This window comes from Corynebacterium sp. LaCa78, assembly GCF_046717505.1.
Classification (GTDB): Bacteria; Actinomycetota; Actinomycetes; order Mycobacteriales; family Mycobacteriaceae; genus Corynebacterium.
Window position 1 is genome coordinate 382,881 of record NZ_CP177112.1, and the last position, 15,223, is coordinate 398,103.

Consider the following 15,223-nt stretch of genomic DNA (forward strand, 5'->3'; position numbering starts at 1 on the left):
TTACGAGGATGAAAGGGAGACATTACGTGTTTGACGTAAATCTCTTCGACGAGCTCCGCATCGGTCTGGCCACTGCTGACGATATCCGTCGCTGGTCTAAGGGCGAGGTTAAAAAGCCCGAGACCATTAACTACCGCACGCTGAAGCCGGAAAAGGACGGCCTGTTCTGCGAGCGCATTTTCGGACCTACCCGTGACTGGGAGTGTGCTTGCGGTAAGTACAAGCGCGTGCGTTACAAGGGCATCATCTGTGAGCGTTGCGGCGTTGAGGTCACCAAGTCCAAGGTGCGCCGTGAGCGCATGGGCCACATCGAACTGGCTGCTCCGGTAACCCACATCTGGTACTTCAAGGGCGTTCCTTCCCGCTTGGGCTACCTGCTGGACCTGGCTCCGAAGGACCTTGAGCGCATCATCTACTTCGCTGCCAACATCATCACCTCCGTTGATGAAGAGGCTCGCCACAACGATCAGTCCACTCTGGAAGCTGAAATGCTGCTGGAGAAGAAGGACGTTGAGGACGATACCGAGTCCGAGATCGCAGAGCGCGCTTCCAAGCTCGAGTCCGACTTGGCAGAGCTGGAGGCAGCCGGTGCGCGTGCCGATGCCCGCAAGAAGGTACAAAACGCTGCCGATAAGGAAATGCAGCACATCCGCGAGCGCGGCGAGCGCGAAGTCGCACGCCTGGATGAAATCTGGAACACCTTCCTGAAGCTTGCTCCGAAGCAGATGGTCATCGATGAGACCATCTACGAAGAGCTGGTTGACCGCTACGAGGATTACTTCACCGGCGGCATGGGTGCAGAAGCCATCCAGACCTTGGTCCGCAACTTCGACCTCGAGGCAGAGGCCGAGGAGCTGCGCGAGATCATCAACAACGGCAAGGGCCAGAAGAAGATGCGCGCGCTTAAGCGCCTCAAGGTTGTTGCCGCATTCCTGAACTCCGGCAACGACCCGGCAGGCATGGTGCTGGACGCTATTCCGGTTATCCCGCCTGAGCTGCGCCCGATGGTGCAGCTGGACGGTGGCCGCTTCGCCACCTCGGACCTGAATGACCTGTACCGCCGCGTTATCAACCGCAATAACCGCCTGAAGCGCATGATCGACCTGGGTGCACCAGAGATCATCGTGAATAACGAGAAGCGCATGCTGCAGGAGTCTGTGGACGCGCTCTTCGATAACGGCCGCCGTGGCCGTCCGGTTACCGGCCCGGGCAACCGCCCGTTGAAGTCTCTGTCTGACTTGCTCAAGGGCAAGCAGGGTCGTTTCCGCCAGAACCTGCTGGGTAAGCGCGTGGACTACTCCGGCCGTTCCGTTATTATCGTCGGCCCGCAGCTGAAGCTGCACGAGTGTGGTCTGCCGAAGCTGATGGCACTCGAGCTGTTCAAGCCTTTCGTCATGAAGCGCTTGGTTGAAAATGACTACGCCCAGAACATCAAGTCTGCAAAGCGCATGGTGGAGCGCCAGCGCCCAGAGGTCTGGGACGTGCTGGAGCAGGCCATTTCTGAGCACCCAGTGATGCTCAACCGTGCGCCTACGCTGCACCGCCTGGGTATTCAGGCCTTCGAGCCTAAGCTGGTTGAGGGTAAGGCTATCCAGCTGCACCCGCTGGCCTGTGAGGCCTTCAACGCCGACTTCGACGGTGACCAGATGGCAGTCCACCTGCCGCTATCCGCCGAGGCACAGGCAGAGGCTCGCGTGCTGATGCTGGCTTCCAACAACATTTTGTCCCCGGCATCCGGTAAGCCACTGGCTATGCCACGTCTGGACATGGTGACTGGCCTGTACTACCTCACCATGGACAAGGCAGAGGATGAGATCGGCGGCAACGGTCGCTACCGCGAGGCTGGCGAGGACTACCCGGCAACCGGCGTGTACTCCTCCTACGCCGAGGCCCTCATGGCCTACGACCGCGGCACGGTTGGCCTGCAGGCACCTATCAAGGTCCGCATCGATCACCTGCGCCCGCCAGAGGATATTGAGGCAGAACTCTTCCCCGATGGCTGGTCCAAGGGCCAGGCATGGTTGGGTTACACCACCATCGGCCGCATCATGTTCAACGAGCTGCTGCCGTGGAACTACCCGTACCTTGAGGGCATCATGGTCCGCAAGGGCGGCGGCACCGACGGCAAGGTACTCATTGGTGACGTGGTCAATGACTTGGCCACCAAGTACCCAATGATCACCGTGGCTCAGGTTCTGGACAACATGAAGGACGCCGGCTTCTACTGGGCAACCCGCTCCGGTGTGACCATTACGATGTCTGACGTGCTGGTGCTGCCGAATAAGACCGAGATCCTCGAGTCTTATGAGAAGGAAGCAGAGCGCATCGAGCGTAAGTACTGGGAGCAGGGTGCGCTTACGGAGCGCGAGCGTTATGACCGCCTGGTGGAGCTGTGGAAGGACGCTACCGACACCGTCGGTGAGGCCGTTGAGAGCATCTACCCGGATTACAACCCAATTCCAATGATTGTGAAGTCGGGTGCTGCCGGTAACATGCGTCAGATCTGGACGCTGGCCGGTATGAAGGGCATGGTTGTGAACTCGCACGGTGATTACATCACCCGTCCGATTAAGACCTCCTTCCGTGAAGGCCTGTCCGTGCTGGAGTACTTCAACAACTCCCACGGTTCCCGTAAGGGTCTGGCCGATACCGCGCTGCGTACCGCTGACTCGGGTTACCTCACCCGCCGTCTGGTGGACGTTGCTCAGGACGTTATCGTCCGCGAAGAGGACTGTGGCACCCGCCAGGGCGTGCGCGTTCCTATCGGCGAGGTCTCCGGCGACAAGGTCGTCCTCTCCGAGCTGTGGGAGACCTCCGCTTCCGGTCGCGTGCTTGCCACCGACGTCAAGGACGAAAGCGGCGAGGTCGTTGCAGAGGCTGGTGCAGACTTGACCGAGGAGCTTACGCAGAAGCTTCTCGATGCCAAGGTCACCGACGTCAAGGTCCGCTCCGTGCTGACCTGCCAGACCCCGGCCGGTGTCTGTGCTAAGTGCTACGGCAAGTCCATGGCATCCGGTCAGTTGGTCGACATCGGCGAGGCCGTCGGCATCGTGGCTGCACAGTCCATTGGTGAGCCTGGTACCCAGCTGACCATGCGTACCTTCCACCAGGGTGGTGTTGGTGGCGACATTACCGGTGGTCTGCCGCGTGTGCAGGAGCTGTTCGAGGCCCGTAACCCGAAGAACCGCGCACCAATTGCTTCCGTGGACGGCACCGTGTCCCTGTCTGATGAGGGCAACTTCTGGACCATGACCATCACCCCGGATGATGGTTCTGATGACGTGATCTACGAGAAGCTCTCCAAGCGCCAGGGCTTGGCCCAGGTGCGTCGCCCGATGGAGTCCAACCCGGATGCGATGATCGAGCGTTCCTTGAAGGACGGCGACCACGTTGAGACCGGTGACCGCTTGATGCGTGGTGCGGCTGACCCGCACGACGTGCTCGAGGTTCTGGGCCGTCGTGGCGTGGAGCAGCACCTCATCAACGAGGTGCAGGCCGTGTACCGCACCCAGGGTGTGGCCATCCACGACAAGCACATCGAGATCATCATCCGCCAGATGCTGCGCCGCGGTACCGTCATCGACGCCGGTACCACGGAGCTGCTGCCGGGCAACCTGATCGACCTTTCTGAGGCCAAGCAGATGAACGCTGCACAGGTTGCAGAAGGCGGCGAGCCGGCGCAGCTGCGCTCGGAGATCATGGGTATTACCAAGGCCTCCTTGGCTACCGAGTCCTGGCTGTCCGCTGCTTCGTTCCAGGAGACCACGCGTGTGCTTACCGATGCCGCTATTAACAAGCGCTCCGATAAGCTTATCGGCCTCAAGGAGAACGTCATCATCGGTAAGCTGATCCCGGCCGGCACTGGTATCTCCCGTTACCGCAATATCTCCGTCAAGCCGACCGAGGCTGCGCGCAACGCCGCATACTCGATTCCGACTTACGGCGATTCCATCTACGGCGATGATGGCTTCGGTGAATTCACCGGCGCCTCCGTTCCGCTGGATGAGGATTTCACCTTCTAAGTCCTAGGCGCTCGTGTCCCTCGGCACCGCGTTCAATTAGAGCCCCCGCTTCCGTGCATACGGTAAGCGGGGGCTCTTGTTGTTGGGGTTGTTGTCACGGTTGCGCATGCCTGATTCGGCCGCCGAATCGGTTACGGGGACCCGTATGCGTGCCTGCTAGTATGAGTAAAGCCTGTGGCCCAGATAAGTAAAATGTGGGCCTTAGACTACTTGATTTAAACCATTACACGGGAGCTTTCAGAATCTGTGGGCCCGCGGACGCACAGGTCGCCCCGGCACAGAAATGAAGGCTGAGATACTGCGATATAACGCGGTGAACCGTTGAACCTGATCCGGGTAATTCCGGCGAGAGGGAGGAAATAATGACTACTAATGCAGCTGCGTCCGCAGCGCCAAAGCGCAACTTGAATTGGCGCGTGGTGGACATCGTGGTGGCATCCGTCTTGGGTGTTGCCTGTGGCTTCGTATTCTTGGGCTGGAATGCCGTGGGCTATGCCTGGTATGAGGCCATGGATGCGCTTACGCCGGGCCTTGGCGGTTTGGCCACGGGCATTTGGCTGTTAGGCGGCATCCTGGGTGGATTGGTCATCCGCAAGCCGGGTGCGGCAGTCTACGTGGAGGTCCTTGCCGCCACGGTGTCAGCCGATTTGGGCTCGCAGTGGGGCATTAGCACCCTGTACTCGGGCCTGGCACAGGGTATCGGTGTGGAGATCATCTTCGCCATCTTCATGTACCGCCAGTTCAACCTTGGGGTGACCATCCTGGCCGGTATGGCAGCAGGCTGGGGCGCTTTCGTCCTGGAGCTGTTTACCTCCGGTAACCTCGCGAAGTCCTTCGAGTTCAATATTATCTACTTGGTCACCCTGACCATCTCCGGTGCCATCTTGGCCGGCGCCCTGGGCTTCTATGTGGTGAAGGCATTGGCAAAGACCGGTGCCCTTGACCGCTTTGCAGTAGGCCGCGAACAGCGCGCTTAGGGCTTAGACCGCTGTGACTGATTTTTCACGCTTAGCAGGAAACGCCACAAAAATATCGGCTCGCGGCTACGGCTGGACTCACGCTGGGCGCTCCCAACCGGCGCTGCAGGACATAGACCTTGTCATCGAACCCGGTGAGAAGGTCTTGCTGTGCGGGGATTCCGGCTCCGGAAAGTCCACGCTTTTGGCGGCGATCGCCGGCGTCTTGGGCTCTGATGAAGAAGGTACGCGAACCGGCACCATCACCTTGGAGGACTCTGCGGGCACGGTCGAAGAACCGGGCCGGACCATTCCGGTGGGGTTGGTCCTGCAGGATCCGGATTCCCAGGTTATCTCCGCGCGCGTGGGCGATGATATCGCCTTCGGCTGCGAGAACCTAGCTTATCCGCGCGAGGAGATCTGGCGCAGGGTGCGCCAAGCCCAAGAGTTGGTTGGCCCATATGTGGACCTGGATTTTCCCACCGAGCACCTCTCCGGCGGGCAGAAGCAACGCCTGGCGCTTGCCGGGGTCATCGCCATGGGCGCGGGCGTGGTCCTATTGGACGAGCCCACCGCCAACCTGGATCCGGAAGGGGCGCAGGACGTGGTGCGGGCCGTCGGCAAGCTGGTAGAGCACACGGGTGCCACCTTGGTGGTGGTCGAGCATCAGCATGCGGCGTGGGAAAGCGTGCTGGACCGCGCGGTAGAGCTGAAGGATGGGCGCATTATTTCCGATGCCCCCTTTGCCGATGCCGCCCGCAAGCGCCAGGTCACCGGCCTCCCGCAGGCGCGGTCGTTGGCAAGCGATGCCCTCGATGAGTCCAACGCGGCGCTGTGGAGCACGGACTTGGTAACCCGCTATGGGCCACCGCGGTCCATCTCCCTGCCGGCGGGGGCGTCGACCGTCATTACCGGCCGCAATGGCGTGGGAAAATCCACGTGGCTGATGACTATGGCGGGGCTACTTCCGGCCGAGTCCGGGGAAATCGGGGTCGCTGACTTCATCCGCCGCGGCGTGAAGGGCCCACCTTCCCGGTGGAAATCCCGCGAATTGGCGGACCGCATTGGTTTCGTCTTCCAAAATCCGGAACACCAATTTGTCTCCCGCAGCGTGGAAGAGGAATTGCGGGTCGCGCCCAAGGTCATGCGCGTTGATCCCCCAGAGGAACGCATCGCCCAGTTGTTGGAATCGCTGCGCTTGGGGCACTTGCTCAAGGCCAATCCGTTTACGCTATCCGGCGGCGAAAAGCGCCGGCTTTCGGTAGCAACGGCTCTGGTGACCGCGCCGGAGGTGCTGCTCTTGGACGAGCCGACCTTTGGCCAGGATCCCGGCACCTTCGTGGAATTGGTGGGCTTGTTGCGCCTATTGGCCGATGACGGCACCACCATTGCCTCCATTACCCATGACCCGCTGTTTATAGAAGCCTTGGGTGACCACCAGGTGGAGGTGCACGGTGCCTAATCTCTTGCGCAACGTCAACCCGCTAACCCGCATCTTCTTGATGTTCGTCTGGGTTACGCCGCTGCTTGCCTCCATCGACTGGGTATCGGCGGCGATATCGCTAAGCCTGACACTCATCTTGGCGCCGTTATGTGGCGTCTCCTGGGTGCGCTTGTGGAAGGCCGGTTGGTTCTTATTCCTTATCGCCCCGCTATCGGGCATTTCCATGCTGCTCTATGGCGCGCCCGGGGGAGAGGAGTACTTCAGCTGGTGGCTGATTACGGTGACGGAAAATTCGCTCACCTTGGCCATTGCGATCACGCTGCGTGTGCTTGCGGTCGCACTACCAACGGTGGTGCTCGCACGCGATATCGATCCCACCGAGCTTGGCGATGCCCTCTCGCAGATCCTCCGCCTTCCCTCCCGCTTCGTCATTGGTGCTGTGGCCGGCGTGCGGATGATGACGCTCCTGAAATCCGATTGGCAATCGCTCGGCATGGCGCGCAGGGCCCGCGGGCTCATGGATGAAGGGCGCTTAAAGCACTTGCTTACGATGTCCTTTGGTCTGTTGGTGATTGCTTTGCGCCGCGGCGGCAAGCTTGCGACCGCGATGGAAGCACGCGGTTTCGGGCGCACCCCACCCGGAGGAGGGGAGCGGACCTGGGCCCGAGAATCCAGGCTGCACGCCCACGATGGGTGGGTGATGGCCTGCGGCCTCGCCCTTGCTTGTGTACCGGTGGTAACTTCGGTACTTACTGGGGCCTGGAGATTCTTTGGCCTTTAATCCGCGAAAGCAGTGATTCAAGCACTATGGACATTGATGCCGAACAAGAGCGCCTCTTGGAGGACATCGTTAAGCTAGCAGCCTCACGAAAGCGTGCGTTTAAACCCGTCACGGTGCTTATCGATGGTCCCTCGGGCTCCGGCAAAACCTGGACCTCCGCCGCCTTGGCAGATCGTACCAATTGGCGGGTGGTTCACCTCGATGAATTCTATCCCGGCTGGCATGGCCTGGAAAAGGGCTCCGAGATGGTGGGCGAGCAAGTCTTGCGCACCATGAATCCCGGCTATTGGCGCTGGGATTGGGAAGCCAACTGCCCCGGTGACTGGGCCAGCCTCGATGTGCGCGATGATCTCATCGTCGAGGGCGTTGGCTCCGTCACCGCTGACAACATTGCGGCCGCGAAAAAGCGCGGCGCAGTAGTAACCGTGCGCATCGATGGCCCCCGCGAGCAGCGCTATGAGCGCGCGATTGCGCGCGAGCCGGCCTACGAAAAGTGGTTTGCCACTTGGGAAGAACAGGAAAAATCCTACTTTTCTGACAAGGCTGCAGAGCCAGACCTGACGTGGGAGTGGGAGTAGTCCCTCCGCGCCGCCGGCAGGATGGACTACCGGTTTTGTGTTCATGGCGCTGGCTTTGCTAGTCTTAACGCTAGTTCACTATGTACTGCGCGCCCTGTGTGAATATGGCGCGCAAAGAACATGGTGAAAAGTCTGATCCTTAACAAGGCGCCCGCCTTGGGAAGAGTTCTGGACATGCGGAAGCGCCCCGGGAAAGAGCGCCTATTTTTGCATGTTTGGTTCCCTTCTTAAGAAGTGGTGCAATTCGACAGAAAGACTGTTTAATGCCAACTATTCAACAGCTGGTCCGCAAGGGCCGCCAGACCAAGCGCAAAGAGGTCTCTACCGCTGCGCTGAAGGGTTCTCCGCAGCGTCGTGGCGTGTGCACCCGCGTGTACACCACCACCCCGAAGAAGCCGAACTCCGCTCTTCGTAAGGTTGCTCGTGTGCGCCTTACCAGCGGCATCGAGGTTTCGGCCTACATCCCAGGTGAGGGCCACAACCTGCAGGAGCACTCCATGGTCCTCGTTCGCGGCGGCCGTGTGAAGGACCTTCCAGGTGTTCGTTACAAGATCATCCGCGGCTCCCTGGATGCCCAGGGCGTCAAGGACCGTAAGCAGGCTCGTTCCCGTTACGGCGCAAAGAAGGGACAGTAATAAACAATGCGTAAGAATGCTGCTCCGAAGCGTCCTGTAGTAAAGGACCCGGTATACAACTCCGAGCAGGTAACCATGCTCGTCAACAAGATCCTCCAGGATGGCAAGAAGTCCACCGCAGAGCGCATCGTCTACGGCGCGCTTGAGGCTTGCCGTGAGAAGACCGGCACCGACCCGGTTGGCACCCTGGAAAAGGCCCTGGGCAACATCCGCCCGGACCTCGAGGTTCGCTCCCGCCGTGTGGGTGGCGCTACCTACCAGGTGCCGGTTGAGGTCCGCCCAGACCGTGCCAACACCCTGGCACTGCGCTGGATGGTGACCTTCACCCGCCAGCGTCGCGAGAACTCCATGATCGAGCGTCTCTCCAACGAGATCCTGGATGCCTCAAACGGCCTCGGTGCTTCCGTGAAGCGCCGTGAGGATACCCACAAGATGGCTGAGGCTAACCGCGCCTTTGCTCACTACCGCTGGTAATTTTTAAGCACCTTCATCAATGGCCTAAGCAACGAGAAACGAGTTTCGCGCCGATTTCCGGGTTTCCCGGCGGCGAATTAAAACTTCATATCTCTTGCTTAGGCCATTTTGGTGGCACGTGGTGTGATTTAGTCCAGCACAGCTGGCCTAGTCCAGCGCATTCGCTTTGTGTCCAGTACACTGAAGCGATGGAAGTCTAGGAGCCGCTGGGCACCTAGCACGGCCACTCAATGGCAAACTTTTCAAGAACTTATCCATGCAGGCGTCTTAGCCAGGTTTCTGGTCACGGCGTCGACGACTATTAAGTTGGGGTATAAACGTGGCACAAGAAGTGCTCAAGGATCTGAACAAGGTCCGCAACATTGGCATCATGGCCCACATCGATGCTGGTAAGACGACCACCACCGAGCGTATTCTCTTCTACACCGGTATTAACCGTAAGGTGGGCGAGACCCACGACGGTGCATCCACCACTGACTGGATGGCACAGGAAAAGGAACGCGGCATCACCATTACCTCGGCTGCCGTGACCTGTTTCTGGAACAACAACCAGATCAACATCATTGACACCCCGGGTCACGTTGACTTCACCGTTGAGGTTGAGCGCTCCCTGCGTGTCCTCGATGGCGCCGTCGCCGTCTTCGACGGTAAGGAAGGTGTGGAGCCACAGTCCGAGCAGGTGTGGCGCCAGGCCGCTAAGTACGACGTTCCGCGTATCTGTTTCGTCAACAAGATGGACAAGCTGGGCGCAGACTTCTACTACACCGTTGACACCATCGTTGAGCGCCTGGGTGCCAAGCCGCTCGTTATGCAGCTGCCTATCGGCGCTGAGGATGACTTCGACGGCGTTGTTGACCTGCTGAACATGCAGGCCATCACCTGGCGCGGCAAGGTCGAGACCGGCGCTGAGCCAACCTACGAGGAGATCCCTGAGGACCTCAAGGAAAAGGCTGAGCAGTACCGCGAGCAGCTGGTTGAGGCCGTTGCAGAGTCTGATGAAGAACTCATGGAGAAGTACTTCGGCGGCGAAGAGCTCTCCATCGACGAGCTGAAGGCCGGCATCCGTAAGCTGACCATCAACTCCGAGATTTACCCGGTCTACTGCGGTACCGCTTACCGCAACAAGGGTGTCCAGCCGCTGCTGGATGCTGTTGTGGACTTCCTGCCTAACCCGCTGGACGTGGGCGAGGTTATCGGCCACGCTGTGGGCGATGAGGACCAGCAGCTTACCCGTAAGCCTTCCGTTGAGTCTTCCTTCTCCGCACTGTCCTTCAAGATTGCAGCTCACCCGTTCTTCGGTCAGCTCAACTTCGTGCGCGTGTACTCCGGCCAGGTCACCCCTGGTACCGAGGTCATGAACTCCACCAAGGGCAAGAAGGAGCGCATCGGTAAGCTCTTCCAGATGCACGCCAACAAGGAGAACCCGGTGGAGCAGGCTGACGCCGGCAACATCTACGCCGTTGTTGGTCTGAAGGAAACCACCACCGGTGACACCCTGTGTGACAAGAATGACCAGATCATTCTTGAGTCCATGGACTTCCCGGATCCGGTTATCAAGGTCTCCATCGAGCCAAAGACCAAGGCCGACCAGGAGAAGCTGGGTAACGCCATCCAGAAGCTTGCTGCCGAGGATCCAACCTTCACCGTTGAGCTGGATGAGGAAACCGGCCAGACCGTCATCGGCGGTATGGGCGAGCTCCACCTCGACGTGCTTGTTGACCGCATGAAGCGCGAGTTTAAGGTCGAGGCGAACATCGGTAACCCACAGGTTGCTTACCGCGAGACCATTCGCCGCAAGGTGGAGTCCATCGACTACACCCACAAGAAGCAGACCGGTGGTTCCGGCCAGTTCGCAAAGGTCATCTGCACCATCGAGCCGTACAACCCGGACCCAGAGACCTTGGAAGAGGGCGAATCTGCAACTTACGCCTTCGAGAACGCCGTTACCGGTGGCCGCGTGCCGAAGGAATACATTCCTTCCGTCGATGCTGGTATCCAGGACGCTATGCAGTACGGCTACCTGGCTGGCTTCCCGATGGTCAACATCAAGGCAACGCTGGAAGACGGCGCTTACCACGACGTTGACTCCTCCGAGATGGCCTTCAAGCTGGCTGGCTCCCAGGTATTCAAGGAAGCTATGGCCAAGGCAAAGCCGGTTCTGCTGGAGCCAATGATGGCCGTTGAGGTTGTTACCCCTGAGGAGTACATGGGTACCGTTAACGGTGACATCTCCTCCCGTCGTGGCCAGGTCTTCGCCATGGAAGACCGCTCTGGTGCCAAGGTTGTCAAGGCCAAGGTTCCGCTGTCTGAAATGTTCGGCTACATCGGTGACCTGCGTTCTTCCACCGCAGGCCGCGCTAACTTCACCATGGTCTTCGACTCCTACGCTGAGGTTCCTTCCTCCGTGGCTCAGGAGATCATCGAAGAGCGCACCGGCGGCGCTAACTAATAGCGACGCCCCGCCCGTTCAGCGGTGGCTAAGGGCTGGTAGTCTCTGCCAGTAGATGCCAGCCTCACCGCTAAATGTGGCAACTGGGCCAGGGTAGCGGCGGGCTGAGTTTGCAGCTAAAACCATTGGTTGTGAATTGAGCCGGCCGTTACCCTCCCAGGATCCTTTATTTGAGACTCTTGTTGAGGGAAATGGCCGCGAAGATTCGCGGGGTTACCTCCTATAATGGCGGTTTGAAAAAACCGCGGGATAAATCTAGGATCGTGTAACTGGCACGTAAAGAAAGCGTCATTAGCGCTTTGTCCCAGATATTGGGTCAGGTGCCAATGACAACTGTCAACCACGTGGCTGCGAAGGTCGTAGCCACCATATAGTCCAGGAGGACATACAGTGGCAAAGGAGAAGTTCGAGCGTACGAAGCCGCATGTGAACATCGGCACCATCGGACACGTCGACCACGGCAAGACCACCACCACCGCAGCGATCACCAAGGTTCTGGCTGACCAGTACCCTGAGGAGAACCAGGCATTCGCGTTCGACATGATCGACAAGGCTCCTGAGGAGAAGGAGCGCGGTATTACCATTAACATCTCCCACGTGGAGTACTCCACCCCGAAGCGTCACTACGCACACGTTGACGCCCCGGGCCACGCCGACTACATCAAGAACATGATTACCGGCGCAGCTCAGATGGACGGCGCTATCTTGGTTGTTGCTGCAACCGATGGCCCGATGCCACAGACCCGCGAGCACGTTTTGCTTGCTCGCCAGGTTGGCGTTCCTTACATCCTCGTTGCACTGAACAAGTGCGACATGGTTGACGATGAGGAAATCATCGAGCTCGTGGAGATGGAAATCTCCGAGCTGCTCGCAGAGCAGGACTACGATGAGGAAGCTCCTATCGTTCACATCTCCGCTCTGAAGGCACTCGAGGGTGACGAGAAGTGGGTGCAGTCCATCGTTGACCTGATGGAGGCCTGCGACAACTCCATCCCTGATCCGGAGCGCGCTACCGATCAGCCGTTCTTGATGCCTATCGAGGACATCTTCACCATTACCGGCCGCGGTACCGTTGTTACCGGCCGTGTTGAGCGTGGTCGTCTGAACGTCAACGAGGACGTTGAGATCATCGGTATCCAGGAGAAGTCCCAGAACACCACCGTTACCGGTATCGAGATGTTCCGCAAGATGATGGACTACACCGAGGCTGGCGACAACTGTGGTCTGCTTCTGCGTGGTACCAAGCGCGAAGACGTTGAGCGTGGCCAGGTTGTTATCAAGCCGGGCGCTTACACCCCTCACACCAAGTTCGAGGGTTCCGTCTACGTCCTGAAGAAGGACGAGGGCGGCCGCCACACCCCGTTCATGAACAACTACCGTCCTCAGTTCTACTTCCGCACCACCGACGTTACCGGTGTTGTGAACCTGCCTGAGGGCACCGAGATGGTTATGCCTGGCGACAACGTTGAGATGTCTGTTGAGCTCATCCAGCCTGTTGCTATGGACGAGGGCCTGCGCTTCGCTATCCGCGAGGGCTCCCGCACCGTCGGCGCTGGCCGCGTTACCAAGGTTCTTGACTAATCGAGGCTTCGTAACCGCTCAGTAGAGCTTTAAGAGTCCGCTGCACCGCATGCCGGTGTGGCGGACTTTTTTGATTCCTACACGCCTTGAATTGGAAAGATCTTCGTCCACCGGCCGCCGGTGCATTAGCGGCTGTCTGCTGCACTCCGTGGTAACTGTAGAGCCAGCCGGAGGCATAGGATCGCTGTTGGAGGCCTGAAGGCAGCGATATGGTTATGCCAGGGTAGAGGCTATCTCAGAGGTTCCTAGGCGCTTGGGCCAACGGCTTGGCTGGCCCCCTTCGGCAGGAGGCGCTTAAGGATGGTTCTAAGGGTATTCCGGGGTCGTGGGGCCCTTAAGCTGGCGTACGGACTGCGCTAACGCCTAATGGTCCGGCGGCGCGATGCTGTCCCGCTCGCACGCACGGAGGAGCGAGGCTATTGCCTTTGAGTTGGGCCTGGATTGGGATACCGGGGCCAAACACACTCAGAGACGAAGGAAGGCCTCCCACACCTGCTAGCAGGTGGTGGAAGGCCTTTACTCGTTAAGGGAGGTAGGTACTACTTCTCCCAGCCGATGTTTTCCTTAGGGATGACGGCGAAGCCGAGGGCACCCATGTTGGCGAGGCCCTTCTTCTGGCCGACCATCACTGGACCGTTGGCGTATGGAAGCAGTCCGTACTCAGCGAAGGCCTCGGACTCAAGCTCGTTGATGCGCTCGATCTGCTCCTCGCGGGTTGGCAGCTTCTGCATTTCCTCGATCTTCTTATCGAATTCCTCGCTACCGGTCGAGGACTTGTTGAGGGTAGAGTCGCTAGCGTAAGTCTGGCCGAAGTATGCTGGGCCGAATGGGTCACTTGCAGCGAAGCCGGAGAGCAGGAGGTCGAAGTCGCGCTCGCTGGTGATTTTGGAGAAGTCAGAGCTTGGGCGCTCCTCAATCTTCAGCTCAATGCCCGCGTCCTTCAGCATCTTTTGGACGGCGGCAGCGGTGGACTTGGAGACCTCGTCATCGCCGATAAGCACGTAGCGTAGGGAGAGCTTGTCGCCGTCCTTGGCGTAGTAGCCGTCATCGCCCTCAGAGTAGCCGGCGTCTTCCAGTAGGCTCTTTGCCTCTTCAACGTCGTACTCGAGAACCTCAGAGAGGTTGTCCTTGTAGTCTTCCTGGGTTGGGTAGAGGGTCAGGGATCCCGGCATTTCCTCTTCATAGCCAAGCCCGTTGTAGCGGATTTCTGCGAGCTGGTCGCGGTCGATGGCTGCAAATACTGCGTGGCGAACATCCTTATCAGCCAGCTGTGGGGCCTTGGAGTTCAAGGTGAACAGGACGCTGGCCGGGCGGGTAGCTGCACGGACATCGATGGAATCGCCCATATCTGCGGCGATGGTGAGGTTATTCTTACTTCCCACACCGGCCGCGTCGATTTCGCCGGCCTGGAAAGCGTTGATGGTTGCCTGGGACTCCATCACGCGGTAGCTGACCTTGTCCAGCTTCGGCTCATCGCCCACCACTTTTCGTTAGGTACGAAGGACACGGTGCCGCCGCGGAAGTCGGCGTTGTCAACCTTGAATGGGCCCGCGCCGTACTGTGGGTTGAGCTTGCCCAAGTACTCTTGGTCAAACTTCTCGGCGGTATCGATTGCTGGGTGCAGGATGTCGTTGAAAAGTCCCTGCCACCATGGGTATGGACCCTCGAAGGTGACCACGGCTTCCTTGTCATTCTCGCCCTTCTCCACGGATTCGATGAGCTCGTAACCGTCGGTGGAGTTGACCTGGACGTCCATGTCCTTGCCGTTGTTGAAGCGCCAGGTGTTCTCGAAAGCGGTCCAGTCAATGGGGGTGCCATCGTTGAAGGTTGCGTCATCATTGATGTCGTAGGTTACGACGGTCTTATCGCCCTCAGTGGACTCGTCTACCGAATCCAGGTACGCGGGGTTTGGGGTGTAGTGACCCTCACCGTCATAAAGCGCCATCTGCGGGTTGTACCAGCTCCACACGGTGCCGGTATCCACGGTCATGTTGGCGTGGAAGTTGTTTTGCTGCTCAGTTAGCTCGCCGAGGGCGAGGGTGAGCTCACCGACATCCTTAATCTCATCGCGTTCTTTTTCGTTGTAGTCACCGGTGGGCTTGACGTCGATCTCGAGACCGCCAACTGCCTTATTGGAGGAACCGTCGCCGTTGCCACCGTCAGAGCCCGAGCAGGCGGTGAGTGCGAGTGCCGTGGCGGAGAGAGTGGCAACCGTTGCTATGCGGAAGCGACCGAACTTTTTCATGGGGATTACTCCTTGCGTGAGATGAAGACGAAGTTGGCATAGACGGCCGATTAGGTGA

Annotated in this window: 9 protein-coding genes, 1 pseudogene and 1 riboswitch; of the genes and pseudogenes, 9 read left to right on the forward strand and 1 reads right to left on the reverse strand. The window is 59.2% G+C overall.

The window, feature by feature from the left end:
* The first annotated feature begins 26 nt into the window (after window positions 1–26).
* From ACLI1O_RS01935 to tuf, 9 genes are all read left to right on the forward strand, one after another.
* Entirely contained in the window at window positions 27–4,022 is a 3,996-nt protein-coding gene (locus ACLI1O_RS01935) for a DNA-directed RNA polymerase subunit beta' (protein WP_239275503.1), read from the forward strand.
* A gap of 217 nt (window positions 4,023–4,239) precedes the next feature.
* Window positions 4,240–4,395: riboswitch (TPP riboswitch) on the forward strand.
* Window positions 4,385–4,999, forward strand: coding sequence for an ECF transporter S component (locus tag ACLI1O_RS01940; protein ID WP_239275505.1), 615 nt, complete (start codon window positions 4,385–4,387; stop codon window positions 4,997–4,999). It overlaps the preceding riboswitch by 11 nt.
* Before the next feature lie 13 nt (window positions 5,000–5,012).
* The gene (locus tag ACLI1O_RS01945) at window positions 5,013–6,440 is read left to right on the forward strand and encodes an ABC transporter ATP-binding protein (protein ID WP_411706921.1); all 1,428 of its coding nucleotides are present in this window, start codon (window positions 5,013–5,015) and stop codon (window positions 6,438–6,440) included.
* Window positions 6,433–7,203, forward strand: a complete 771-nt coding sequence (locus tag ACLI1O_RS01950; protein WP_239269123.1) for an energy-coupling factor transporter transmembrane component T family protein — start codon at window positions 6,433–6,435, stop codon at window positions 7,201–7,203. The genes ACLI1O_RS01945 and ACLI1O_RS01950 overlap by 8 nt, the downstream gene beginning before the upstream one ends.
* 26 nt (window positions 7,204–7,229) lie before the next feature.
* Entirely contained in the window at window positions 7,230–7,781 is a 552-nt protein-coding gene (locus tag ACLI1O_RS01955; RefSeq protein ID WP_239269122.1) for a hypothetical protein, read from the forward strand.
* Between the two features lie 263 nt (window positions 7,782–8,044).
* On the forward strand, window positions 8,045–8,416 hold the full coding sequence (rpsL, locus tag ACLI1O_RS01960) for a 30S ribosomal protein S12 (RefSeq protein ID WP_005276879.1): 372 nt from the start codon (window positions 8,045–8,047) through the stop codon (window positions 8,414–8,416).
* A 6-nt stretch (window positions 8,417–8,422) separates the two neighbouring features.
* Window positions 8,423–8,890, forward strand: coding sequence for a 30S ribosomal protein S7 (gene rpsG / locus ACLI1O_RS01965; protein ID WP_023025169.1), 468 nt, complete (start codon window positions 8,423–8,425; stop codon window positions 8,888–8,890).
* Window positions 8,891–9,209: 319 nt separating this feature from the next.
* Window positions 9,210–11,339 (forward strand): elongation factor G, encoded by a 2,130-nt coding sequence (gene fusA / locus ACLI1O_RS01970; protein ID WP_237799365.1) that lies wholly within the window; start codon window positions 9,210–9,212, stop codon window positions 11,337–11,339.
* A gap of 390 nt (window positions 11,340–11,729) precedes the next feature.
* A complete protein-coding gene (gene tuf / locus ACLI1O_RS01975; RefSeq protein WP_023025170.1) occupies window positions 11,730–12,920 on the forward strand; it encodes an elongation factor Tu in 1,191 nt (396 codons plus the stop codon).
* Window positions 12,921–13,459: 539 nt separating this feature from the next.
* Here tuf and ACLI1O_RS01980 read toward each other — a convergent pair.
* A pseudogene (locus ACLI1O_RS01980) lies at window positions 13,460–15,165 on the reverse strand (ABC transporter family substrate-binding protein).
* Between the last annotated feature and the right edge of the window lie 58 nt (window positions 15,166–15,223).